Genomic DNA, 23,567 nt, shown 5'->3' on the forward strand with positions numbered 1-23,567 from the left:
AGGGCCGGGCGGACGTGGCCGTTGCGGGCGGTGCCGGTCCGCCCAGTGGGTAAAGTCCGCTACAACTCACCGAAGGTGTCGTACCGAGTACGGTCCGGCGGCACCTCATCGCCGGAGAGCACCCGCAGCGTGGCCCGGACCATCGGCGCCGACCCGGAGACATAGCAGTCATGCGCCGTCCACGGGCCGTACCGGCCGACCACCTCGGAGATGTCGCCCAGCTCACCGTCGAAGCCCTGGTCCGCGCTACACGCCGGGGTCACCGACAGCCACGGATGCCGGGCGACCAACTCCTGGAGCCCGGCCAGGCCGTAGAGGTCAAGAGGCGTACGGGCGCCGTAGAAGACGTGCACCCAGCGGGTCCGGTTGTAGGCCGCCAGCTCCTCGACCAACGCCTTCACCGGAGCCAGGCCAACCCCGCCGGCGACACAGAGGATGTCCCGGTCCGACGCCCGATCCAGGGTCATCGACCCCATCGGCGCCGCCAAGCGCAACAGGTCACCCGGCTTCACCCGACGAACCAACGCGCCGGACAACCACCCCGCACCCGGCGGGGTCCGGACATGGAACTCCAGCACGTTGTCGTCGTTCGGCGCGTTCGCCACCGAATAGGTGCGCCACACCCGTGGGTGGTAGCGGGGCGCCTCGATGCTGACGTACTGGCCCGCCTGCCACCGCAGCGGATGCTGGAGGGCGCGGACCGTCAACACCGCCGTGTCCGGCCCGTACCGAACGTGGGTCAGCACCTCGGCATGCCAGAACGGTGGGTTGTCGTCCGCCGCCGCCCCCGCGAGCATCTTGCCGGAGATGGCCGCGTACGCGTCCCGCCAGGCCTGGTCGAAGGTCAGATTCCAACCGTCACCGGCGGTGCTGCGCAGGGCGTCCAGCAGGGCGACGCCCATGGTCTCGTAGTTCGTCGCCTCGACGTGGTACTTGCGGTGGTCCCGGCCCAGTGAGCGGAGGAACTCGTCGAAGCTCTCCGGGTCGTCCACCGTGTGGGCGGCGGTGATGACCGCCTCCAGCAGCCGATCACCCTGACCCGCCATCTGCGCCGGAAAGAGCGAACGCAGCTCGGGGTCGAGCAGGAACAGCCGGGCGTAGAAGTGCTCGCTCAGCCGGTCCCGGTGCTCCTCAACCAGGGTCCAACTCTCCTTGAGTAGCCGCGCGACATCGTCCACGGGAGCGCGCTCCTTCTCCGTACGGAAAAATGGGCAGCTACAGAATGACCACGGAGCGTGCCGCACGGTCGCACAGAATGTGCGACCGTTCATGAGGTCTCCTCGGTGCCACGATCAGGAGTCGGGTCAGGCACAGTGGTGCGGTGACCCTCGATCTGGACCGACCGCTGACCCGCCGGACGCTGAGCACCGAGACGTGGCTGGTCCTCGGCTTGTCGCTCGGCCAGTCGGCCGTCTACGCCCTGACCTCGATCGTCGCCAAACTCACCGCCGAGGGACCGCTGTCGGCACAGACCGCCGCCCTCAACACCTCCCGGTCCGAGCGGCCCTACCTCGACCTCACGTACCAGCTACTCGGGATCAGCTTCGCCCTGTTACCGGTGCTGCTCGCCGTACACCTGCTGGCGCGCAACCCCGGCGATCCGGGCCGGACTCTCGGCCTGGACGCCCGGCGGCCCGGCCAGGACCTCGTCCGCGGCGCCGGCCTGGCCGCGCTGATCGGCCTGCCCGGCCTGGCCCTGTTCTGGGCCGCGGCGCAGCTCGGGCTCAACGCGACACTGGTGCCCGCCGCGCTGCCGGACATCTGGTGGGCAGCACCAGTGTTGATCTTCGCGGCCGTGCAGAACGCGGTACTGGAAGAAGTGATCGTGGTTGGCTACCTCGTCACCCGACTGCGGCAGCTCCAGTGGCGACTCGGTGCGGTCGTCGCCACCAGTGCGCTACTCCGCGGCTCCTACCACCTCTACCAGGGCTTCGGCGCGTTCGTCGGCAACGCGGTCATGGGCGTCATCTTCAGCCTGTACTTCCTCCGAACCCGACGGGTGATGCCGCTGGTGGTGGCGCACACACTCCTGGACATCGTGGCCTTTGTCGGCTACGCGACGCTGCCGGAGGAGTGGTTCGACTGGCTCTGAGGTCCGCGGCAATCCGACCTCCGGCCGGCCCGCGGGTAGTCGCTTTGCTCCCGGCGGGCGAGGCCCTGTATTCTCAACCCCCGGTGGCCTGCGAGGCCGCCAGGGAGACTTCGCCTAGTCTGGTCTATGGCGCCGCACTGCTAATGCGGTTGGGGTTTTAAAGCCCCTCCCGGGTTCGAATCCCGGAGTCTCCGCGCGAAAGTCGGTCGTGTAGGCTGACCAAGCACCAGCGCCCGTAGCTCAACGGATAGAGCATCTGACTACGGATCAGAAGGTTAGGGGTTCGAATCCCTTCGGGCGCGCAAGATCGTAAGGCGCTTGACCTGCAAGAACAGGGGTCAAGCGCCTTTGCTTTGTCGTCCCTAGTGGACGGTTGGGTGCTCGGTGGGTGCTCGTGCGACGCGCATCCCCTCCGTCCCGCTCCGTCCCGGTGGCAGCCAGTCCTGTACCAATGGGTTTTGATCATGGTTCCCCCCTTTCGGCCTACGAGCCCAGAAACGAGACGGCGAGGTGGGCCCGCACCCTGGTCGGGTGTCGCGGCGCTGGCGGTACGTCTTCGTCAATCTCTCCGGCTTGCGGGCGCCGGCATGTCCCTGTCGCTGACATCCGTTAATGTCAACGTGCCGTTAGAAAATATAGAAAGCGGTGATCCCCTTCCTCCGATCGCGATGGAGGTCCTCCCCCTTGGACCCTCAGCAACTCAAGGACGTGAAGCGGGCGCTTGGACGGCGGCTGGCCGCGTGGCGCAAGACGCGTGGCCTGATTCAGGATGACGTGGCGCGGCTGGTGAACAGCACTCGAAGCACGGTGGCCGGGGTCGAACGCGGCGAGCAGGTGGTCGACCGGGTCTTCTGGGTGCAGTGCGAGTCACTTCTCCACGCCGGTGGCGAGCAATCGCCGGAGGTGATGACCTGGGTGCAGTGGCAGGAGGTTGTCGACCTTGCAGAAAGTGACGGGCCAGCTCGATCTGCTGAGCTTCCGCGCGCTGGTCCTCCGGGTTCTCGACGGGTAAGGGGTCAACCAAAGGCGCGTAGGGGGCTGGCGGAGGTACGTCGCAGGCAGTCGGCCGGTTCGTTTCGCTCCGGCCGACAGTGGACAGCGTTGAGATAGACCGCCTGAGGAGCCCGGCAACGGGTCTCGAGGTCAAGCAACGTGACCGGCCTGCCGCCTCCGCTAGCGAGAGAGCTGGTCAGGGCGGCCACGGGGGAAGCCGCCCTGACCAGCGATTCCGCATACGGTACGAGCAATCTAGTCGAAGAGCAACCGGCGGAGCGGCAGGCTGAGCCAACAGCACGCCCTCGCAGAACGCTGGGGCCATACGGCCCTGACGGGACCACTGGACTGGCTTGTGACCTCCACCGGCAGCACCGGTCGCGTTTCGAAAGGCACCGGTTTCTCCGCCGGGCCGTTGAGGGCGTGTAGCGGCATCGACCGGCCGGTACGCTTTCGTTTCATGTGCCGGGGAGCCGGCCGGTGAGCATGGCCTCGGTCGCTGCCGGGCTGCGCACGGTCCTGGACGGCATCGCCCGGACACGGGCAGGGGCGGCGGCTGGTATCGAGGCGGCGGTCCGGGCCCGCGATCGGCTCACCGCAGTAACCGCGTCCAGTCGGCACGCGCTGGTCGACCAAGCCTTGCAGCACGTCACGGCCGCGATCGAGCGCCTACAGGTGGCAGACCGGGACGCGGCCCTGGCGGCAGCTGCCCTTGTAGCGTATGGCCGCACTCTCGGCATCAGCCTCCCGGCACCACCCCCAGCATCGGCTCCGACGCGCGGCGCTGCCACGCTGCCGTCCTGGATCCGGCAGGCCGGACAGGATCTGCCCACTCGCCCCGACGATCACGGCCCGACCCACGGCCAGGCATTCGACTCGACCGGACGCCCGCTATCGGCCGAGCCCTGGAAAAGCGGACGCAACATCGCATCTACCAGCGACCTACGTCCGATTCCCGGGCTGAAGGGGTTTCCCTGGACTCTCACCGATCACGTGGAGTCACGCGCCGCCCAGCAGATGCGCCGTCCCGGCGCACCGCGCGAGGTCAGTCTCGTGGTCAACAAAGAGCCCTGCACCGACGACCCGTACGGTTGCGATCGGATACTGCGACACATCATCCCGACGGGTTCGCGTCTCACGATCTACGTGCAAGATCCGAACGCTCCGGCTGGGGTGCGAACGGTCGGCCAGTACGAGGGAACCGGAAAGGGGATCGTGTAGTGAGCTACGTCGTCACGTGGGGCCGGGGTAACCGCCGGCCCGGCTCCACCATCGCGGAGGTGGACACCGCCCTCAACGACGCCGCCGCGTCCGGTGTTCCGCACGTCGTCGGGATCTACCCGCCGCAGCACCTAGCTAGTGACGCTTCTCCATGGGACGCACCGCTGCCACCGGCGCTGCAGATCGGCGTGGGACATCCGGACCGGTCGTTTGTACTCTGGCTCGGCCCCGAAGGCGGGATCGGCGTCGAGGCGGGTGCCCCACCCTGGCCGGACGACACCCCGGACATCGCGTTCGACTACGGCGGCGACGCCGTTTTCGCCGGCCCCGACCGAGCGCGGGTCACACCGGACACCGCTCGGCAGGCCGCTCGCGAGTTCGTCCGCACCGGCCAGCGACCGACCTGCGTGCAGTGGACAAGCGAACAGTAGGCTAGAAACGGCCTGCTCTAAGCTCACATCGTTGATGGCTGGTTGCCGCCATTTCACAGTGTCTTTGAGCCCCGTGTGTGCCCGGCAGACTCCTTGACCCCCAGGCAACAACCAAGCCCCTCCCACCAGCCATTACACATCATCGAGCTGGATCCGAACGTCCATCGAAGTCCGTCCACCAGGGTACGACCTAGTCGTCACCCAGTTAGTCACTCGCCAGAGCCAGGGCTGGGCAAGTTGCTGCAATCAGCCCGCATCATTCGAACCAGACCGTCTACGCTGAATTTCTACCTTGACCTCCAACGCCCGCCGCTGCAACGGCAACGCCTCCTCCGCCCGCCCCAGACCCCCCAACGTGCCCGCCAAGTTGTCCATCCGGAGCGCGATGGTGGGGTGTCCCGCCGGCAACACTGCCTCGCTGATCTCCAACGCCCGCCGCTGCAACGGCAACGCCTCCTCCGCCCGCCCCAGACCCCCCAACGTGCCCGCCAAGTTATCCAACCGGAGCGCGATGGTGGGGTGTCCCGCCGGCAACACTGCCTCGCTGATCTCCAACGCCCGCTTGTCAGCTTGGAGGGCCTGGCCGTACCTGGCCTGCGTGCAGTACCTATCAATAGTCTGCTGCGAGACGTGTTCCTCGGCGGTGATCTCCTCAATCCACAGGTCCGCGAGGGTGTTGATGTGGGTGTCCCTGGTGATTTCGTCGTCGTTGGGTGCGATGCGGTCACGTAGCTTGGCCTGCAGAGCGGCTTGGGTAACAGCCTGCTAACCAAGAACCTCGACCGAGGGCTGGTCGACGAGGTCCACTGGCTCAACGACCGCGAGGCGTTCGAGGCCACCGAGGCGCTGGCGCGTGAGCAGCAGGTCTTCGCGGGCAACACGTCCGGCTCGGTCTACCGTGTGTTGGGACACGTCGCGGCACGGGCTCATCCGGGAGAGCGGATCGTCGGGATCTTCCCAGACCGGGGCGATCGTTATGCCGGAACCGTCTACAACCGGGACTACTGGACGGAGAAGGGGGTGGACGCGTTGCCGTCCCGCAGCGCGCCCACCCTGATCGGCTATGGCACCCCCACCGAGGCGTGGGCACGCGCGGAGGTCGCCGTGGACGTCCCGCGGCACCTTCTCTTCGTCGAGGCGAACACCAGCGGCACCGGGATGCTGGCGATGCGCTCCGCACGGGAGCTGGGACTGGTTCCAGTGCTGCTGACCGGTGAGCCGGCTCGGTACGCCGGGCTGGAGCAGAGCGGGTGCCGGGTGCTGACCTGCGACACCAATTCGGTGGCCGGGTTGCGGGCGGCGATCCTCGACGGTTTCCGTCGTGAGGAGATCGCAGGGCTGACCACCACCAGTGACTTCTACGTGCCCACGGCCGCCCGGCTCGCCCGGTGGCTCGGCCTGCCGGCGAACCCGGTCGAGGCGGTGACGCTCTGCCGGGACAAGGCGGAGCTGCGGGAGACCCTGGCTGCGGCGGGCGTCCGTCAACCGCGGTTCGCGGTGTTGACCGACCCTGCCGGACCGGTCGATCAGGTGGGGTTTCCCTGTGTGGTGAAGCCCTCCGACGACTCGGGCTCCACCAACGTCCTGCTCTGTGGCGATGCCGACCAGGCCCGCGCTCAGACTCGCCGGATCATCGAGCTGCGCACCAACGTCCGTGGTCTCCCGACGGCCCGGACGGCACTCGTCGAGGAGTTCCTCGACGGCCCGGAGTTCAGCGTCGAGATGTTCGGTTGGAACGGCCGCACCGAATGCCTCGGCATCACCGCCAAACAGGTGGGCGAGCTGCCGTACTTCGTGGAGACCGGCCATCTGTTCCCGGCCGACCTGCCACCCCGGACGGCTGCGACGATCGTCGATGTGGTGCGCTCCGCCCTCGTCGCCTGCGGCATGCGGCTCGGTCCCTCACACACGGAGGTCAGACTGACCGAGAACGGTCCGGCGATCATCGAGATCAACCCGAGACTGGCCGGCGGCATGATCCCCGAGCTGATGCGCCTGACCACCGGGATTGACCTGATCGAGCAGCAGCTGCGGGTCGCCGCCGGGTTGCCTCCGGTGCTCGCCGCGCGGCCGTCCGGTCACGCCGGCATCAGGTTCCTGCTCGCCGACCGGGAGGGCCTCCTCACGGTGGTCGACGGCGTGGCGAGCGCTGAGCGACTTCCCGGCGTCGAGCGGGTCACCCTCACCACCCGGCCGGGCACCCCGGTCCGTCCGCCCCGCCACGCGTACGACCGCTTGGGTTACGTGATCGCCCGTGGCGCCTCCCCGGAAGAAGTGACCCAGACCCTTGACCTGGCCCTCAAGGAGATTCGTCTGACAGTGGCCTGACTCGACGCCGTGCCTACTTCATGCACGCCGCACGGGACATCAGCCACTGCACTGGTCCTACCTGGTGTCGGTGGCTAGTCGGGGCAGCGCGACACGTCCGTCACCTGGGCGAATTCGTACGCCACTCCCCGTGGGCCCGACCGCGAAATCGGGGTTTGACCTCATCTTAGGTAGAGGTTTTACCGTGGGCCGGCAGGGACCCGAGGGCGTTCTGCCCACCGGGGCACTCCGCGGGGAGGGAGGCGCCGACACGCGTGGGCATGGCTGGCCCAGGCGACACCCGGTACCGCACGGTCGGGGATCCGCTCCAGCGGTTCCAGGTGGACCAACCGGCCCTCCTGTCCCCTGTCAGAACCACATCCAACGAAGCGCCCGGTCCAACAGCTGTGACACGAAGGGAATCAGAACCAGCATGAAGGCAGCAGGTTTCTCCACGTTCGGTGGACCCGAGGTCCTGGATCTGATCGAGGTTCCGGCCCCACAGGCCGGCCCGGGTCAGGTACGGGTACGGGTCAAGGCCGCCGGAGTGCAGCCGTTCGACATCGGCATCCGGCAGGGCTGGGCCCCACCGTCGATCGACCCGACCCTGCCCCGGATCCCGGGCAACGAGTTCTCCGGTCTGGTGGACCAGGTCGGTGATGGTGTGACCGGCTTCCCGACCGGCACCCCGGTGCTCGGCTACAGCCTGCTCGGCAGCTACGCCGAGTACGTCGTCGTGCCGGCTGACCAGATCGTCGTCAAGCCGGAGGTGCTGCCGTGGGAGATGGCGGGTGGCTTCTCCGGCAACGCCCAGGGCGCTCACATGGCTCTCGAGGCGATGACCATCCGGCCGGGTGACACCGTCCTGGTTCACGGCGCCGCGGGGGGGCTCGGCACCTTCGCGGTGCAGCTCGCCCGGGCCTGGGGCGCGACCGCCGTCATCGGCACCGCCAGTGAGGCCAACCACGACTACCTACGCGCCATCGGCGCCATCCCGGTGGCGTACGGCGACGGACTGCTCGACCGGCTCCGCGCGGTGGCACCCGACGGCGCCGACGCCGCGCTCGACGCGGCCGGCCCGGAGGCACTGTACGCCTCCGTCGAACTGGTCAAGGACCGCAACCGAATCCGCACCATGGTCTCCGACGAGGCCGCCGAGGAGCTTGGCATCCCTGCTCTGGGTCCGGGTCGTTCCGCCGCCCGGCTCGGCGAGATGGTCGACCTGTACACGCAGGACAAGTTCAAGCTGCACGTCCGGCACGCGTACCCGCTCGCGGAGGCTGCGGCGGCGCACCGTGACGTCGAGAGCGGACACGGCCGCGGCAAGATCGTGCTACTCGCCGACGACACGGGCAACACGCGGTAAGGTGCCTACTCGTCTTCGAGGGCGGGGCTGGTGGGATCCTGCCCCTGGTGCCGCTGGCCCATGCGCTGAGGAGCGCCGGGCACGAGGTTCTGGGGGGCGCGCACACCGAGTTCACTCCGCTCCTGATCAACGCGGGGGTACCCGCCGTCGGGGCACCCCGCAGGAGCCCACGCGACTACCGGCTGCTTCGCGAGGGAAGACTCGTACCCCTGTCGTCCGACCTGGATGAACGCGCGCAGGTTCTGGGCACCCTCGGCGCGCGGATCGCCGCCGACGGTTACCACGAACTGGTTCACCTGGCACAGAGCTTTCGCCCCGACCTGATCATCGGCGGACCGCTGGCGTACGCCGCACCGTTGCTCGCGACGAAGCTGAACTCTCCGTTCGTCGCCGTGGAGTTCGGCTTCGCCGAGCCCTACAACTGACATGACGAGACGTCGGCCGAGCTCCGCCGGCTCGGCTTCACCGAGCTCGTCGAGCCGACCCTGACGCTGTGCCTGGCGCCGGAGAGCATCCGACCGAGGCCCGGCACCGCTGCCGCCGACCGGCTGCGCTACCTGCCGGCGGAACCGATGCGGCACGTGCCGTTCGCCCCGGCGGCGGCGGTCGAGGAGTGGATGTACGTCAAGGGCGAACGTCCCCGGCTGTGGCTCTCCGGAGGAAGCCGGATCAGCGCCGACTACGCCCTGGAACACCTCATCGGCCTCGTCGATGCGGCGGCCGAGCTGGACGTCGAACTGCTTGTCGCCACCCCACCGGAGATCGCCGAGCAGGTGCGCACCACCTCGACATCCGCGCGGGTCGGCTGGCTCCCGTTCGACATCCTGGCGCCGACCTGTGACCTTGCCGTTCATCTCGGCGGCGGGAGCACGCTGCTCGGTTGCGTGGCCAATGGTGTCCCACAAGTGATCATCCCTTACATGCCGGAGTCCGAGCTCTACTCGGGGCCCCTACGCGACCGTGGAGCGGCGAAGGTGCTGCCAGCGACCACGTACACCCCGGCCGAACTACTCGCCGTCTGCCGGGAGACGCTCGCCGATCCGGTGTACCTGACGGCCGCCGCCGGGCTACGAGCGGAGACCCTCGCCGCGCCGAGCCCGGCGGTGACAGTGACCCGATTGGAACAGCTGGTCGCCGCCGGCCGGGTCCGCCGGCCGGACCGGGAGATGGTCACCGGTCGGCGGATCTGGCGTTCGGCCGGGTGTTTCGAGGCGGCGCACCTGCGGGGAGAACAGGGCGGCGGCGGTGGCGACGATGATGAGTGCGCCGCACCCGAGCAGCGCCGGCCGCGGGCCGAGTTCTTCGGCGAGCGGGCCGGCGGCGAGCAGCGCCAGCGGAGCGAGCGCGAACGAGCCGAATGCGTCGTAGGCGCTCACCCGGGACAACGTGTCCGCGGGAACCTCCCGCTGCATGGTCGTCTCGAAGAGCACGCCGAAGATGTCGAACCCGATGCCGAGCAGGAGGGCGCCGACGATGACGGCGGCCAGCGGTGCGCCGGCTCCGAGGAGAAGGATCGGCAGGGCGATCGTGAACACGGTGAGGGTGGCGACCAGCAGAGGTCTGCGCGGACGGATGCGGATGGAGACCGCGATGCCGAGGAACATGCCGAGCGCGTTCGCCGCCAGGACCGCGGACCAGGCCGGGGCGCCACCGAGCTCAGCCTTGGCCACGACCGGCCCCAGCACCCCGAACGAGGCCTGCAGCACCGCACCGACCACCGAGAACTGTAGGACGATCACCCACAGCCACTGACGGGAGGAGAACGCCGACCACCCCTCGCGCAGCTCGCGCAGGACGGAGGCACCGGCCCGGACCGGGGTGGGGGAGAGCCGGAGCAGCACCATGAGCAGCGCCGAGACGGTGAAGCCTCCGGCGTTGACCAGGAGGGCCCAGCCGGGGCCGACGAGCGCTACCACAGCGCCTGCCAGCGCCAGGCCCAGGACGCGGGCGCCGTTGGTGCCGAGCCGGAGCAGACCGTTGCCGGTCTGCAGCAGGTCGGACGGTACGACGCTGGGCACGATGCCGGTGAGGGCCGGCAGGAACAGCGCGCTGCAGAACCCGATCACCGCCGCGCAGGCCGCCAGAGCAGCGACCGGGGCCCAGCCGGTGAGCAGCATCGCCGCCAGCACGGCGAACGCGGCGGCCGACACCACGTCGGTGACCGCGATGAGTCGGTTTCGGGGCACCCGGTCGCCGATGACTCCACCGAGGAGCATGAACGCGATCTGCGCCACCGATTGCGTGCCGATGACGATGGTCAGGGTCGTCGGCGTCGCGCCGGGCAGCTCCAGCACCCCGAAGGTCAGCGCCACCGGCCCGAAGGCGCTGCCGAGGACGGAGACGGTGCGGGCGCCGAACAGCAGCCGGAACCGGTGGTCACGGAAGAGCGCGAAGTCGCGGATGACGGCTCCCATCATGAGAATGAATTACGGAGCGAATCGTTCCGCGAACTATAGCGCACGCCTCCGGCTCGGGGAGGGGCGCGGATTATGCTGGTCAGGTGACCGAGACGGACCGACCGAGAAGGCGTGGCCGGCACGCCGAGAAGGCGCGAAATGACCGCCGCGTGCTGGAGGCGGCTCGGGAGGTCTTCACCACCCAGGGCAGTGATGCGCCGATCGCGGCCGTGGCCGAGCGGGCCGGACTGGGGATCGGCAGCCTGTACCGGCGATACGGCAGCAAGGAGGAGCTTCTCCAACAGCTCTGCCTGCTCGCCATGCGGCAGACCGCCGACGCGGCGCAGGCGGGTCTGGACATCGAGGACCCCTGGGCCGGCCTGGTCCAGTACGTGCAGCGCTGCGTCGCGCAGCGCAGCGGCGCGCTGGCGCCGGTCGCCGGAAGCATCCCGGTCACCGTGGAGATGGAGCAGGTCAGCGAGCAGGTCTGGGAACTCGCCGAAAAGCTGGTCGCCCGGGCCAAGCGGGCCGGGGCGCTGCGGGACGACGTCACCACACTGGACATTTCCCTGCTGATCGAGATGGTCAGCCGCCGACCGCCCAGCGGGCCGGCCGAGGAGGACGACCTCACCCGGCGCCGTCTGCTGGCGATCAGCCTCGCCGGTCTGCGTGCTCCTGCGGTCGAGCCGCTACCCGGTCCCGCGCCCAGCATCGACGCCTATCATGAACGCTGGGAGCAGGGCGGTGGGGGCACGCCATGACGATTACCAGGCGATGTGCAGTAGACGGGCTCTCAAGTGACCCTCCAACCCGCCGGTCGAGACTTGCCACATGTACGAGAGCGAAAGCGCTGCTGATCTCTATGACCTGGTCTACCAGGACCGGAAGGACTACCGAGCCGAGGCCGGGGCGGTCGCGGAGCTGATCCGCTCCCGCAAACCCGACGCGTCGACTCTGCTCGACGTCGCCTGTGGCACAGGCACCCACCTTGAGGCCTTCAGCCGCCACTTCGAGCAGGTCGCCGGGTTGGAGCTGTCGGAGTCGATGTCTGAGGTGGCACGTCGACGGGTCCCGCAGGCACAGCTGTATCCCGGGGACATGCGCTCTTTCCAGCTCGACGCCGCCTTCGACGCGATCGTCTGCATGTTCAGTTCGATCGGCTACCTGAACACGGTCGACGACCTGAACCAGACGCTGGTCAGCATGGGCCGCCACCTGAAGCCGGGTGGCGTGGTGGCGATCGAACCGTGGTGGACCCCGGACACCTTCCTGGAAAACTATGTGTCGGGTCATGTGGTGACGAAGGACGGCCACACAGTGGCCCGCGTCTCGCACTCGACTCGGGAGGGCGACGTCGCCCGGATGGAGATCCACTACCTTGTCGCCGATGCCCGGGGGGTGCGGCACCGCAGCGAGATCGACCGGTTGACGCTCTTCACCCCCGAGCAGTACGAGTCCGCGTTCACCGGCGCCGGCGCGAAGGTCGAGTTCTTGCCGAACGGTGGGCCGGGATTCTACGTCGGCACCTGGGCGTGAGGAGCGACTGATCATGCCACAACCGGCAGCGGTTTCGGCGGAGCACTCGGTTCGGATCGCCGCCTCGGCGGACTTCGTCTACGAGATGCTCGCCGACGTTGACACCTGGCCGGAGACCTTCGCATCCTTCGTCCACCTCGAGCTGCTGGGTGCGGCGGCCGGGACCGACCCCGAGCCTCAGTGGGAGCGGGTGGCCGTCTGGAGCCACTCGGGTGACCAGCTGCACCGCTGGGTGAAGCGGCGGGCCCTGCGACCCGAGCTGCGTCGGATCGACTACTCCCCCGAGGAGCCGATGCCGCTGCTCACGTCGATGCGACGGTCCTTCGTCGTCGAGCCGGTCGGCGACCAGGCCTCCCGGCTGCGACTGATCCACGAGTACCACCCGGTCGACGACGACCCCGACGGGCTCGACGCGATCGCACAGACCATCGACGAGATCGCCAACGCTGAGCTCGCCGCGGTGCGGGCAGCCGCCGAGCCCCTGGCGCTTCGACCGGAACTGCGGCAGGTCTTCGGGGAAACGGTCTGGGTCGAGGGCAGCGCATCCGACGTATACGACTTCCTCTGGCAGATCCGCACCTGGCCGGCGGCACTGCCGCATGCGTTGATGCCGCACGCACGGACCATGCAGTCGTCGCGGCGTTGACCAAGATGCAGGCGTCGGATCTGGGGTCGCGGCGCATCCGCACCCTCAGCGGTGGTCAGCGTCAACGAATCGCCCTCGCCACCGGCATAGTGCATGATCCGCGGATCGTCATCCTGGACGAGCCCACGGTGGGTCTCGACCCCGGGCAGAGGCTCAAAGCGCGAGAGGTGATCCGACAACTGGGGGCCGAACGGCCGGTGCTGCTGTCGACCCACCTCACCGAAGACGTCGAGCATCTCGCGGACTCCGTCGCAGTCCTGGCCGAGGGCAAGATCCGCTATCAAGGCCCCCTCGCGGGGCTGGCCATGACCCGGCCAGCCGGTGATAGCCGGCCCGGATCGCCGTTCGAATGCGCTTACGACGACCTGATTATGTCGTTCGGTGGTGCCGAGTGAGGCGGCTGCGCCTGCTGCTCGGCTGGCCTGGCCCGTCGTGGGTGTTCCCCGCCGCCGGTGTCCTGATGGCCGCTGCTTCGCTTCTCGCGACCAACAGCTTGCTCGCGGCCGACTACGTCACCTGGGCGGCCGTCTCCGCCGCCTGGCACGAATCGCTGTGGATACCCGGGTCGGTGGCTGCTGCCGCCGCTGCGGCGCTGGGCGCGGCCTACTTCCCGAGATCGTCGCCGCTGGCCGCGCCGCTGCGGCCGAGGATGGGTGACGGCCTGTTCCTCATGCACGGGCTCGCCCTGGCGTTCTGGCTTTGCCTGGGACACGCCACCGGGTTGGTCCCGGCTCACATCGCCGCTGCGCGCCAGGCCACCTCTGGCGCGCTGGCACCGTCAGACGTGATCGTCGGCCTGGCAGGTCTGGCCGCGCTGACCCTGATTGGGTTCTGCCTCGGCGTGGCCCTGCGTCACTGGGTGGTCGCGCCCGCCGTCGGCGTTCTTACCTTCGCAGTCATGGGCCTGCCCAACGCGCCGCTGCGCGTCAAGGGCGGCCCCTTCGACGTGCGCATGTGCGTCGAAGGGGCCGATCCACGGCACGTGCTGAGCACGTCCGCCATAGTGGAAGACCTCGACTTCTCGGTCGGCGCATCGGCTGAGGGGCGCGAGACCGGGGTGCTGGTGATGCGTCAGCCGGGGCGCGTTGACGGCTTGTTGCTGTGGATCCGGCTGTGGGGCCACCGGGAGGACGAGCCGGTCGACGCCCAGAGCAGGTGACGACTTTCGCCCCCGTCTACCTGCCGCTCTGGGACGAGCCGATCCAGGTCGAAGCAGGTGACGTGATGGAGGTCGAGTTCGTGCGCGCTCTCAGCGGTGACGGTGTCCACCCGGACTACTCCGCGGTGGTGCGCCTCACGACCAGCGAGGGTTGTGTCGAGGCGACGGCCTCGTCGCCCTACGAGCCAGCGGGTTTCCGGCAGGGCTGGTTCTACCGTGAGTTGTTCACCGCGCGGCGGCGATCCGTGCAGGGACCCGCCGACGTGGCGGCAGCGGCGGGCCAGACGCCGTAACCGCGTCCGCTCAGGGAGGCCACGGGCCCACTACTCGCTGCCGGATGCCAGCCCGGTGACGATGAACGGCGCGGCGGCAGCCACCAGACCACCGAGGAAGGCGACCACACCGGCGGCGACCCCGATCCGGCGTCGCCACGAGCGCCGATCCGAGGTCCACCGCAGGTACGCAAGCGCCGCGGCGCCGAATAGGACTCCTCCGAGTATGAACCAGGGACCCCAGAACATCGCGTACCAGCGGAGTTCGGTGGTCATCGTCTCGCCCTTGATCAGGGCGCTCAGTCCGAAGCCGACGAACGTGCCGCCGTGCGCCAGCAGCAGAGCGGAGGCACCCGAACTGGGTACGAGCAGCAGCCAGTTCGGCACCCGCCGCTTCGCCACCACCGGCACCCACTGCGGAAACACCACACCGAACGGACGCACGAGCGCCAGACCCAGCACAACGCCGAACAGTTCCAGCACCACTGTCATCCACAGAGCCGCGAAGAGCATCCGGTCGCCCTGCGCGTGCAGGTCCTTGATCCCCTCGGAGAGGGTGGCGAGTCCGACGCTTCCGCCGAGGGCCCAGTAGATGCCGCGGATGGCGAACAGCAGTGCCCAGGTCGCGGCGGCGTAACCCGCCCAGACCGATCTACGGCGAGTAGGAGCCTCAGTGTCAGCCATCAACTGAGTCATTGGCCAGGTACCTGCCTTTCGTCCGGGTTCTCATCCTCGTGGCTCTGGCGCCGGGGCAGAATGATCGATAGAAGCCGATGCGCTCGCCGTGATTCGATCACCGAGCATACGCGGGAAGTCACTCATCGTGGGTGCCGCGTCGATCCGCTTCGCTGCCAGCAGGGCGGCGACCTCCAACTGTGGGTCACGGCCTGCGGCGTGGTCGTCGGGGCTCACGTCCACCTCGACATCCGGTTCGCAGCCGTGGTTCTCGAGTCCCTTTTCGGTGTCGTCGAACACGAACCGGTACTCCGGCTGAGTGGTTACCGTGCCGTCGACGAGTCGATGCCTCGGTCGGATACCGGTGCCGCCGCCCCAGGTCCGCCGGCCCACCACGGTCCCGAGGCCCCGCGACCGGAAGACCTGGGCGAACGTCTCACCGTCGGATCCCGTTCGCTCGTTGATCAGGACGACCTGTGCGGTGGGGGCGGCCCGGTGCGGGTACCCCTGCGTCGCTCCCCGGCGCGCCAACCGGTAGCCGACGCGCCGCCGCGCCAACCGCTCGATGACGAGGTCGGCAGCGTGTCCACCACCATTGAATCGGGCATCGATCAGCAACGCCTCCCGCCGGGCTTCGACCAGTAGGCAACGCTGGAACTCGGCGAACCCTCGCGGACCCATGTCCGGCAGGTGCACGTAACCCACCCGACCGCCGGTCAGCCAATGCACCAGCTTCCGGTTGTCCTCCACCCATCCCCGGTAGCGCAACTGGCGGTCGTCGGCCAGGACAGGTGTCGTCACCGCACGAATCGCGCCATCCGGCTCGACGAGCTGCAGTCCGACGACCCCGTCGGCGCGGCCCACGAGCAGCTCCATCGGGCCGCCCGGACCGACCGGGCGAAGGTCGACGGCGGTGACCCGCTGGCCGGGTTCGACACCGAATGCGGGGCCGGCCGTACCAGGGACTCTCCACACCCGGCCGACGTACCAGTGGCCGTCGCGGCAGTCCCAGTCGATGCCGAGCCGGCCGTACCCGACGGTCGCGCCATGGTCGCCTCCGCGTTCGCCGGTGTGTGAGCTGGAGAGCTCGCCGTGCAGCTCACCGAGGACGTCGGACAGCTCCTCGCGGGTGGTCACCCGGTCAACCAGCGGGCGGTACCGGCGATACGCCGCCGGCCAGTCAACCCCGCCGAGTTCCGGCGACCAGTGGTACTCACGCTGCAAGGTCCAGGCCGACCGGAAGATCTGTCGCCATTCGGCGTACGGGTCCACGGTCACTTCGATGTCGTCGACGGTGACCCGGGCGGCAGGGCCGGGCTGGTCGAGCCGGATGCGGTCGAGCCGACCGCCCGTCCGCACGAGGGCGCCGGACAGGTCCGGCAGGCACTGCAACTCGGTCACCCGCCTCGCGAGCGGGGTGAGTCGCTGAGCCACGGCGTCGTAGCGGTAGAGATCGCCACCACGACCGGTGCCACCGCCGTCGGGCGCCTGAGATGGCCGTACGGGCCGGGCGGTGAGCAGCGCCCCGTCGGAGAGGCCGACCACCATCCCGTACCGGGCCGGTGGGACAGGCAGTGGGGTGACCCGGTCGAACAGGCCGTCCCGGTCGATCCGCACGACCGCGCCGACGTCGACCGTCTCCGGCTGGTCCTCGACCGCCAGTCGCACCGTGTAGGGACGGGACACGGCCGCGAAGGTGAGGTTCGGTTCGATCTCCCCGTAGACCGCGTCCAGGGCGCGAACGCCGATGAAGAACAGCTGCCGTCCGCTCGGATCGAAGCTGGGTGACCGGTCCCGGCTCAGCGGCTCGGTCACCGGGGAAGGTCTCTCCGTCCGACAGCCGGCAGAAGCGGATGCAACTGGTGCTGTCGGTGTCCGGGAAGCTGTATGCGAGCAACGACGCCTCCGGCGACCAGGCGAGGTCGGAGATCTGGTCGTACGGACTCGTGTCCAGCAGGGTCGCCTGCGACCGCACCGCCCCGGTGGCGGGGTCGACGTCGATCCGGACGTCCATGAGCTGGTGCCGGTGATTTGCCACGGCGAGGCGACGCCCGCGGGGTGCCACGGCGAGTTCGGTGACCAGGCCGAGTGGCGGCAGGTCCAGGTCGAATGCGGGTGACCCGTCGACGGGGGCCAACGTCAACCGCTCGTCGGTGCCGCCGTCCCCGGTGGCCACGACCACCGCCGAGCCGTCCGCGAGCCACACCGGCCGGCGGTGCCGTCGGGTCCGTATGCCGTGCCGCCGATACGGACCACCCTCAACCGCCCTGGTCACCAACGCGCCCCGGACCGTCACGGCCAGCGTGTCGCCGGCTGGGCTGAGCGCAGCACCGTCGAGGGCCCGGGTCGCAGCTACCGCCCGTGGACCGCGCCGCCTGCCCCCGATCCGTACGTCGAGCCGTCGACCTTCGGCATCGTTGGGCTCCAGCAGGAACAGCTCCCCGCCGGACTGGTACACGAGCCGGCGTCCGTCGCTGTTCAGATGCCGTGCGCAGTACCGCCGATGCGCCGTGTGCCGTCGCAGGTCAGCACCGTCGAGATCGCAGGAATAGACGTTGCCGGTGCCATCGTGGTCGGAGAGGAAGAACAGGCGGCCGCCGACCAGGTGCGGCGCGGTCGGGTTGCCCATCGGTGTCGGTACCCGTACGAAGCGGCCATCCCCCGGATCCAACCACAGCTCTCCGGCCAGTCCGCCGCGGTAGCCCTTCCAGCCGGCCGGATCAACGCCGCCGCGGCCCAGCACGCGGGCAGCGCCGGGACCGAAGCTGAGCGAGGTGGCGGGGCCGTAGGGCAGACGACGGACGGCGCCGTCGTCGAGGTCTACCTGGTGGAGCCAGTCAACCTCGAACGGCCGGTCGACGCAGCCGGTGTAGACGATCCCGGCCCCGTCGGGAGTCCAGGTGACCGCCTGGCCCCCCTGCCCGTGGGCGAGCAGTTCGCGCCCCGCGCTGGTCAACGCCCGGACGGCCAGCGGTCCGTCACCCACGGCGTACGCGACTCTCCGCCCGTCGGGGGAGAGCTGGGGTGTGCCTACTGTCTCATCCTCGGTGAGTCGTTCGACTGTGTGCCCGCCGAGGTCGGTGCGCCAGAGCGCGTCGTCGCAGCGGAAGACGACGGTCGTCCCCGCGATGGTGGGCAGGTGTGGATAACTCACCGGTGGCCGTCTGCCCCGTTGACCGGTGTGCTCGTCACCAGGGAGTCGGAACCCGGCTCTCTTCGCACGGCGGTCAGCGCGGCGGCGGTACGCAGGATGCTGCCCAGGTCGGCCATCGCACCGATGCCGAGCCGCCCGGAGTGCACCGAGGTGCCGACCTGAGGCGGTACGACGTGGTAGCCGTCCTCGTCGAGCAGCCGCAGGTTTCGCTGGACCGACGGCCGAGAGATCGCCTCCTCGGCGAGCGCCGGCGCGAGCACGACCGGCGCCGAGACGCTCATCACGACACTGAGCGCGAGACTGTCGGAGATGCCATTCGCGCACTTGCCGACGAAGGCGGCGGTCGCCGGAGCGACGATCACCAGGTCCGCCCAGCCGGCGAGTTCCTGGTGCGGCACGCAACCGCTCGCGGTGGGCCAGTCCGGCCCCCATACCGGTTCCTTGGTCGCGGCGGCGATCGCGTCCCGGGCCACCAGCGCTGTGGCCGAGTACGTCAGGCACACCCGCAGGTGGCAGCCGTACCACTTGCGCAGCATCAACGCCCAGGTCGGCAGCAGGTTGACATTGAACGATCCGGTCCCCACCAGCAGCAGGTTCCCCCGGGCTAGATCAAGCGTGGCGGGCACGTTCGCCGGCATGCCGGGAGGCCGCGGGTTGTCGTCGGCGGGGGCGGGCCGGTCAGCCATGACGCACCGCCCTGGAGAGCTCCGCTCCGTTCTCGCCGGCCGGTCGCTCCCGGGGATCGGAGATCCCGGGATGGGGTGCATCGGCCTCGGGCGGCGTCGCGGTCTGCCGCCGCGAGACGATCCGGTGCAGGTGGAGGTCGCCCGTATCGCTCAGGAAGCGTAGGAAGGAGTTCAGCGCCTTCTGTTTCTCCTGAGCCGGCACCGTACTGGTGTGCCGACCGAACGCGCCGCGGGCCAGGAGCGTCTCGTACTCGGTTCGGAGAAGAGAACAGACCGCCACATCCTGGTATTCGCCATCGACGAACGCGTAGTCCCGCAGGATGCCCTCAAGCGTCATCAGCCCACGGGTGACGATCTTCATCGTCTCCTGGTTGTACACCCCGGTGGTGACCTCGACCCGATGCGCGTTCAAGGTATGGAATAGGTGTTGCAGGAGCAGCCCGAACGCGCTGGCAGCGTGGCCGCGCCCCCACAGCTGCGACTCACCGATGATCAGACCGATCGAGAAGTTGCCCGGATAACTCAGTGTCCGCCAGCTCAGGGCACCGACAGGTGTCCCGTCGTTGCTCACGATCATCAGGTGGGTGTGGCCGGTTCTCGTCGATTCCGCCTTGAATTCGGCACCGCTGCACAGGACCGGGCCTCCGTTGGCGTAACCGCCCGCCTGTCCGTCGAGCCACGACACCAACAGCTCGTAGTCGTCGTCGGTCAGCCGACGGAGTGACACCAATTCGCCCTTCACCAGTTCCTCCATGCGCTCGAGCCGTGCATCCAGGGGTGGCGGGCGCGGAACGTCCGGAGACGAACCGCGCCCGCCGGGATGGTCAACGCGACCAGTACTGATTAGCAGTAGTCACTCTTGAAGCTGGCCGTCACCAGATCCGAATCGATCTCAGCGATCTCCAGACCCTGCAGTTCGAGAATCTCCACGATGATTCACCTCCTTCCGGATTTCGATTTGTTACAGCCCGGGACGGGCTGGCCTGAGGCTGGCTCGCTAGGTGACGGCGGCCAGGCTGAGAAAGGGCAGAAAGCTGGTTTTGCGGTGGCGGGCGGCGGTGACCGCGAGCATCACCCCCGCGTTGCCGGTCGCCAGATCCATGGAGAGGCGCAGTTGCTGCCGGCCGGGAAAGGCGAGGTGACCCCGGTAGGACACCGCGTACCAGGACAGCCTCCGGATGTGCTGCGCGATCGCGGACTCGATCGGCTCGCCGGGCGCGCTGAGCGACATCCGGGCGGCGACGGCGAGCAGGCCAGCCCGGCCGTCCAGCAGATTGCTCTCCGCCACGTACTCAGGCAGAAAGACGTTGTGTACCGCGGACAGCGACTCGCGAAGCCGTTCGTCCTCGCGGTGGCGCAGCACCTCGTCCACCACCAGGCCGACACCCGCACTGCCGTTCCGCAGGTACGGCAGAGCGCGGCCGCCCATCTCCCCCGCGAGCATCGTGCCGTCCGGCCGGACGACGCAGCGATCCAGGTCCCGGTGCACCGCGCGGACCGCCAGGTCTAGCCATCCGGAGTCACCGGTCGCCTGGTGCATTCGCACGAACAGCAGGGCTGGACCACTCCAACCGTCCAGCAGACCGGCCGGGCGTGGCTTTCCGGAGCGGGTGGCGAGTTCGAGGGCGTCCGCCACCCGCTGCGTCACGTCGACGGCCATGGCCCGCAGGTCGGCGCTGCCGGTCCGCTGGCTGAGGTGCAGCAGGTTCAGTCCGATGCCGCCGAGGCCTCGGTACAGGTCGGGCTCCTGTACCACCGCGGCCACTTCCCCAACGAGCAGGCCGCGTTGAAGTGTCTGTACCTGGTGACTCGCTCCCTGGACCCCACCGGAGCAGGCAGAACCCGATGGACGATGCGCTGGAAACCCGCGTTGAACGCCTTCGCCATCACCTTCAGCGACCGCTTCCCAGCCGCTGAAACCTACTAACCAAGATCGCCGGAAACACCGCTAGCGAGACAGCCCCAACGGCGGCTGCCGTACTAGGCGGTTCTGGCTGTCCACCACAGCGGACCGGCTCCCCTGTTGCCCCAGGGTCATTGCGTTGTCGGATAGGTGCTGGTCACGGCGGTGATGAGGTCGTGGGGGCGGCGGTTGGCGCGTCGGGTGACGCGGGCAATGTTGGCCTCGCCGTTGGTGCGGTGGTAGCCGATTGAGGTGTTGCGCAGAGCGGCCAGGACGGCGGGTCCGGTGCCGGTGCGGGCTTGGTGGAGGTCTTCACGGAACGTAGCGTCCCGGACGTGGTGTAAGCGGTTCTCGATCATGACGGTCATTTCCGTTTCGGACGTCACCGTCTAGCACCCTCCACGACCCGGTATTGGCGACGTCCATGGTTTGATCGGGAAAGATACCGTGGTCGTTTACAACCCTTACTGTGCACTCCGTGTCACGGTTGCGGATCTGGTCCGCACCATCACGGACCGCACCCTGGCCGCCGGCCCCGGTGCTCACATTGGTGAATGTATAGCTGGTGTGCTGGGGCATCCTCCATCGTCCCAGTGCAGGGACCTCCCGAAAGTGCAGGTGGCCCCCTGAAGCATAGATAGCAATTCGCCGTAGACACGTCGAATCCGCTCCTCGGGGGGCGCGGCGCGTTCCACGGGCATATCCGGCTTCCTACACGACAACTTGGAGCCGACAAACCGTTACAGCCCCACGATTCGGCCTAGCCGATGATCTCGGGGGTGCTCCGTGGGTGCTCGGACGTCGGGGTACTGACCCGGACGTACAGGGATGCAGCCGCATTTGAGGGTCGCAGCGAGGGCGTCCGGAAAATCGAGCAGCGCGGTTATATGGGGGCTGTGGGGCGCGGACCTGCGGGGATCCGGCGGGACGCGAAGGGACTGGGCTGGACGCGGCCGGATAGATTTCCTGATAGAGTTAGAATTGGAGGGCATTGAATTCCACTTCGGACTACGGATCAGAAGGTTAGGGGTTCGAATCCCTTCGGGCGCGCAGAGCAGAGGCCCTGACCAGCGGAAACGCCGATCAGGGCCTCTGGCATATTCGAACTGTCCCCCGAAAACCCCCCGGTAACGCCCGTGGACGGTCAGGTTCGGCGACCTGCTGCGGCCACCGTTGTGCTGGTGTCTACGCGGTCTGGCGCGGCCCGTCGCGCTTTGCGACGGCGCTCGCGCGGCCGGTGCCGAGCTGTTCGAGGATCTCGGAACTGTCCGGGGCGATGGCCGGTTTCTCGATGTAGTGCTTCTTCGTGACCTGCTCGGTGCGGTGTCCGAGCTGGCTTGCGGCCCTCTTGGTGTCGGCCTCCTTGTCGAGGAGCGTGGCGACGGTCTTGCGGAACGTGTGCGGTGTGACCCACTCGAGTCCAGTATCGGCGCGGGCTTGCCGCCACTGGCGTCGCACGTTGTGCGGGGAGAGCCACGTGCCAACCCGGGAGGCGAAGATCGCGTCGAGCGGGTTGTCGACGGCGGTGAGTTTGCGGTCCATCACCACCGCGACGGCGAATCTGGGCAGGACGATCGTCCGGAAACCGGCGTCGCTTTTCGTCCATTCCTGTCGGAAGAAGCCCTTGCCCTTGACGAAAATGATCGTGCCGCAGATAGTCACGGTCGGGTGCAGCGCCACGGTGCGCCAATCCGGCAGGGAAGCGGTCACCGCCTGCGCCACGGCCGGGCTGTGGAACGCCTGCCGGACCCGGGCGTCGCGGCAGACCACTCCGCGGTCGGCCAGGATGCAGCGGGCGCGTTCGAGATGCGGTGTCTCACCGGCGAGCAGCAGTTGCCGGGTGGCGTTGACCGCGGCCAGGTGCACGCCGTCGATCAGCAGGTCACTGACTTCCTCGACAGTCGCGGCGACGGCGAGCATGCCGCCCGGCGGGCTGTCGGCGAACTGCCGCATCCGGGAGCGCATCACCCGTACTCCGTCCTTGAGCGACAGCACGCCGGCCAGTGTGGCGGCCACCACCTCACCGACGCTGTGCCCCAGCAAGCCCGCAGGCCGCATGCCCCAGCTCAGCACGACGCGTCCCAGAGCGTGGTTGACCGCGTACAGCAATGGCTGGGCGACGGTGACGTCTTCGTACATCGGCGAGGGACACTCGGCCAGCCACTGCTCTTGCAACACAGGGCCGTCGGTTTCGAACAGGGCGAACGTCTCGTCCATGACGGTCGTGAACGTCAGGTCGTGGCCGTAGAGATCGGCCGCCATCCGAGGATGCTGCGATCCCTGTCCGGGAAACAGCAGGCCGACGCGGGGGCTGGCCACAGGGGTGCGGGACCGCATGTCTCACCTCTTCTCGCTCGGCGGCATTGTCGGGCCAACGGGTTCGAGATCCGCCGGAGTATCGATGGACCTGGCGCGCTCGTCCGGTATTCGAGCGGTCTGCGAAGTCAGCGAGGCAGGATACGAGCCCATCGTGCCGCCGAATCTCGGACGCCCCCGGATGCAGTTTCAGTTCTTCGAGCCGTTGGGATCGACGCCGCCGACTCGACATGGGGGTGGGGGTCGACGGTGGGGCATCTCGGCGCCGGCGATCAAGCCGCCGGGTTGGCCCATCTACGGGACACGGGCGCGCTGACCGCCGGGCGTCGGGTCGCCCTGCTCGGTGCCGGCGGTGGCTTCGCCTGGTCGACGGCGATCCTTGAGGTGAGCTCCCCAGGCACAGTGTGACCCTGC

23 protein-coding genes, 2 tRNA genes and 3 pseudogenes are annotated in these 23,567 nt (G+C 68.7%); 18 read left to right on the forward strand and 10 right to left on the reverse strand.

Annotated features, from left to right (window positions below):
• Window positions 1-59: 59 nt before the first annotated feature.
• A complete protein-coding gene (locus tag SALPAC4_RS0106650; RefSeq protein WP_019869652.1) occupies window positions 60-1,178 on the reverse strand; it encodes a globin domain-containing protein in 1,119 nt (372 codons plus the stop codon).
• 143 nt (window positions 1,179-1,321) lie between these two features.
• On the opposite strand from SALPAC4_RS0106650, the gene SALPAC4_RS0106655 reads away from it, so the two are divergent.
• From SALPAC4_RS0106655 to SALPAC4_RS0106680, 6 genes are all read left to right on the forward strand, one after another.
• Complete coding sequence (locus SALPAC4_RS0106655) at window positions 1,322-2,092, forward strand: CPBP family intramembrane glutamic endopeptidase (protein ID WP_019869653.1); 771 nt, start codon at window positions 1,322-1,324, stop codon at window positions 2,090-2,092.
• Window positions 2,093-2,195: 103 nt separating this feature from the next.
• A tRNA-Ser gene (locus SALPAC4_RS0106660) sits at window positions 2,196-2,286 on the forward strand.
• 35 nt (window positions 2,287-2,321) lie between these two features.
• A tRNA-Arg gene (locus tag SALPAC4_RS0106665) sits at window positions 2,322-2,394 on the forward strand.
• 406 nt (window positions 2,395-2,800) lie between these two features.
• Window positions 2,801-3,202: a helix-turn-helix transcriptional regulator gene (locus SALPAC4_RS28270; protein ID WP_223874854.1), complete on the forward strand. Its 402-nt coding sequence runs from the start codon at window positions 2,801-2,803 to the stop codon at window positions 3,200-3,202.
• A gap of 369 nt (window positions 3,203-3,571) precedes the next feature.
• Window positions 3,572-4,306: a DddA-like double-stranded DNA deaminase toxin gene (locus tag SALPAC4_RS26145; protein ID WP_080640965.1), complete on the forward strand. Its 735-nt coding sequence runs from the start codon at window positions 3,572-3,574 to the stop codon at window positions 4,304-4,306.
• Window positions 4,306-4,737 (forward strand): Imm1 family immunity protein, encoded by a 432-nt coding sequence (locus SALPAC4_RS0106680; RefSeq protein WP_019869655.1) that lies wholly within the window; start codon window positions 4,306-4,308, stop codon window positions 4,735-4,737. The genes SALPAC4_RS26145 and SALPAC4_RS0106680 overlap by 1 nt, the downstream gene beginning before the upstream one ends.
• Window positions 4,738-4,983: 246 nt before the next feature.
• Here SALPAC4_RS0106680 and SALPAC4_RS0106685 read toward each other — a convergent pair.
• Window positions 4,984-5,484 (reverse strand): annotated as a pseudogene (locus tag SALPAC4_RS0106685) (tetratricopeptide repeat protein); the annotation flags it as partial.
• Window positions 5,485-5,487: 3 nt separating this feature from the next.
• Here SALPAC4_RS0106685 and SALPAC4_RS0106690 point away from each other — a divergent pair.
• From SALPAC4_RS0106690 to SALPAC4_RS29100, 4 genes and pseudogenes are all read left to right on the forward strand, one after another.
• Complete coding sequence (locus SALPAC4_RS0106690; protein ID WP_018741797.1) at window positions 5,488-7,065, forward strand: ATP-grasp domain-containing protein; 1,578 nt, start codon at window positions 5,488-5,490, stop codon at window positions 7,063-7,065.
• A gap of 412 nt (window positions 7,066-7,477) precedes the next feature.
• The gene (locus tag SALPAC4_RS0106695; protein ID WP_018728798.1) at window positions 7,478-8,410 is read left to right on the forward strand and encodes an NADP-dependent oxidoreductase; all 933 of its coding nucleotides are present in this window, start codon (window positions 7,478-7,480) and stop codon (window positions 8,408-8,410) included.
• Window positions 8,411-8,457: 47 nt separating this feature from the next.
• Window positions 8,458-8,835 carry a glycosyltransferase family protein gene (locus SALPAC4_RS0106700; RefSeq protein ID WP_019869657.1) on the forward strand — a complete coding sequence of 126 codons (378 nt, stop codon included), beginning with the start codon at window positions 8,458-8,460 and terminating at the stop codon, window positions 8,833-8,835.
• A 192-nt stretch (window positions 8,836-9,027) separates the two neighbouring features.
• A pseudogene (locus SALPAC4_RS29100) lies at window positions 9,028-9,480 on the forward strand (glycosyltransferase); the annotation flags it as partial.
• On the opposite strand, the gene SALPAC4_RS0106705 reads toward SALPAC4_RS29100, so the two are convergent.
• Window positions 9,478-10,827: an MFS transporter gene (locus SALPAC4_RS0106705; protein ID WP_019869658.1), complete on the reverse strand. Its 1,350-nt coding sequence runs from the start codon at window positions 10,825-10,827 to the stop codon at window positions 9,478-9,480. The pseudogene SALPAC4_RS29100 and the gene SALPAC4_RS0106705 sit on opposite strands and share 3 nt — an antisense overlap.
• Before the next feature lie 83 nt (window positions 10,828-10,910).
• Here SALPAC4_RS0106705 and SALPAC4_RS0106710 point away from each other — a divergent pair, with 83 nt between their 5' ends.
• The 6 genes from SALPAC4_RS0106710 to SALPAC4_RS0106735 all read left to right on the forward strand — a co-directional run bounded on the left by SALPAC4_RS0106710 (window position 10,911) and on the right by SALPAC4_RS0106735 (window position 14,440).
• On the forward strand, window positions 10,911-11,567 hold the full coding sequence (locus SALPAC4_RS0106710) for a TetR/AcrR family transcriptional regulator (protein WP_223874695.1): 657 nt from the start codon (window positions 10,911-10,913) through the stop codon (window positions 11,565-11,567).
• Window positions 11,568-11,637: 70 nt separating this feature from the next.
• Window positions 11,638-12,342 (forward strand): class I SAM-dependent DNA methyltransferase, encoded by a 705-nt coding sequence (locus SALPAC4_RS0106715; protein WP_019869659.1) that lies wholly within the window; start codon window positions 11,638-11,640, stop codon window positions 12,340-12,342.
• A gap of 13 nt (window positions 12,343-12,355) precedes the next feature.
• Window positions 12,356-12,988 (forward strand): aromatase/cyclase, encoded by a 633-nt coding sequence (locus SALPAC4_RS0106720; RefSeq protein ID WP_018728792.1) that lies wholly within the window; start codon window positions 12,356-12,358, stop codon window positions 12,986-12,988.
• Between the two features lie 5 nt (window positions 12,989-12,993).
• Window positions 12,994-13,383 carry an ATP-binding cassette domain-containing protein gene (locus tag SALPAC4_RS0106725; protein ID WP_239061310.1) on the forward strand — a complete coding sequence of 130 codons (390 nt, stop codon included), beginning with the start codon at window positions 12,994-12,996 and terminating at the stop codon, window positions 13,381-13,383.
• A complete protein-coding gene (locus SALPAC4_RS0106730) occupies window positions 13,380-14,147 on the forward strand; it encodes a hypothetical protein (protein ID WP_018728790.1) in 768 nt (255 codons plus the stop codon). The genes SALPAC4_RS0106725 and SALPAC4_RS0106730 overlap by 4 nt, the downstream gene beginning before the upstream one ends.
• Window positions 14,144-14,440 (forward strand): hypothetical protein, encoded by a 297-nt coding sequence (locus tag SALPAC4_RS0106735; RefSeq protein ID WP_018218312.1) that lies wholly within the window; start codon window positions 14,144-14,146, stop codon window positions 14,438-14,440. The genes SALPAC4_RS0106730 and SALPAC4_RS0106735 overlap by 4 nt, the downstream gene beginning before the upstream one ends.
• Before the next feature lie 30 nt (window positions 14,441-14,470).
• On the opposite strand, the gene SALPAC4_RS0106740 is transcribed toward SALPAC4_RS0106735, so the two are convergent.
• The 5 genes from SALPAC4_RS0106740 to SALPAC4_RS0106780 form a co-directional block, all read right to left on the reverse strand.
• Window positions 14,471-15,103, reverse strand: a complete 633-nt coding sequence (locus tag SALPAC4_RS0106740; RefSeq protein WP_223874696.1) for a DUF3995 domain-containing protein — start codon at window positions 15,101-15,103, stop codon at window positions 14,471-14,473.
• Window positions 15,104-15,145: 42 nt separating this feature from the next.
• Window positions 15,146-16,909: a S41 family peptidase gene (locus SALPAC4_RS0106745; protein ID WP_019869662.1), complete on the reverse strand. Its 1,764-nt coding sequence runs from the start codon at window positions 16,907-16,909 to the stop codon at window positions 15,146-15,148.
• A 1,335-nt stretch (window positions 16,910-18,244) separates the two neighbouring features.
• Complete coding sequence (locus SALPAC4_RS0106765) at window positions 18,245-18,934, reverse strand: flavoprotein (protein ID WP_223874697.1); 690 nt, start codon at window positions 18,932-18,934, stop codon at window positions 18,245-18,247.
• Window positions 18,927-19,676, reverse strand: coding sequence for a GNAT family N-acetyltransferase (locus SALPAC4_RS0106770; RefSeq protein WP_223874121.1), 750 nt, complete (start codon window positions 19,674-19,676; stop codon window positions 18,927-18,929). The genes SALPAC4_RS0106765 and SALPAC4_RS0106770 overlap by 8 nt, the downstream gene beginning before the upstream one ends.
• Window positions 19,677-19,931: 255 nt before the next feature.
• Complete coding sequence (locus SALPAC4_RS0106780) at window positions 19,932-20,690, reverse strand: lanthionine synthetase LanC family protein (protein WP_223874698.1); 759 nt, start codon at window positions 20,688-20,690, stop codon at window positions 19,932-19,934.
• Here SALPAC4_RS0106780 and SALPAC4_RS27330 point away from each other — a divergent pair.
• Window positions 20,691-20,861, forward strand: a pseudogene (locus tag SALPAC4_RS27330) (IS256 family transposase); the annotation flags it as partial.
• A 107-nt stretch (window positions 20,862-20,968) separates the two neighbouring features.
• On the opposite strand, the gene SALPAC4_RS0106785 reads toward SALPAC4_RS27330, so the two are convergent.
• Together SALPAC4_RS0106785 and SALPAC4_RS28275 are read right to left on the reverse strand one after the other, a co-directional pair.
• Window positions 20,969-21,223: a hypothetical protein gene (locus SALPAC4_RS0106785; RefSeq protein ID WP_223874699.1), complete on the reverse strand. Its 255-nt coding sequence runs from the start codon at window positions 21,221-21,223 to the stop codon at window positions 20,969-20,971.
• Window positions 21,224-22,022: 799 nt separating this feature from the next.
• Window positions 22,023-23,174, reverse strand: a complete 1,152-nt coding sequence (locus SALPAC4_RS28275) for an acyltransferase domain-containing protein (RefSeq protein ID WP_223874700.1) — start codon at window positions 23,172-23,174, stop codon at window positions 22,023-22,025.
• Between SALPAC4_RS28275 and SALPAC4_RS28280 the strand changes: the two genes are divergently transcribed.
• A complete protein-coding gene (locus tag SALPAC4_RS28280) occupies window positions 23,106-23,561 on the forward strand; it encodes a 3-oxoacyl-[acyl-carrier-protein] synthase III C-terminal domain-containing protein (protein ID WP_223874701.1) in 456 nt (151 codons plus the stop codon). The two genes, SALPAC4_RS28275 and SALPAC4_RS28280, sit on opposite strands and share 69 nt — an antisense overlap.
• Window positions 23,562-23,567 lie beyond the last annotated feature (6 nt).

Source organism: Salinispora oceanensis (assembly GCF_000383575.1).
Lineage (GTDB): Bacteria > Actinomycetota > Actinomycetes > Mycobacteriales > Micromonosporaceae > Micromonospora > Micromonospora oceanensis.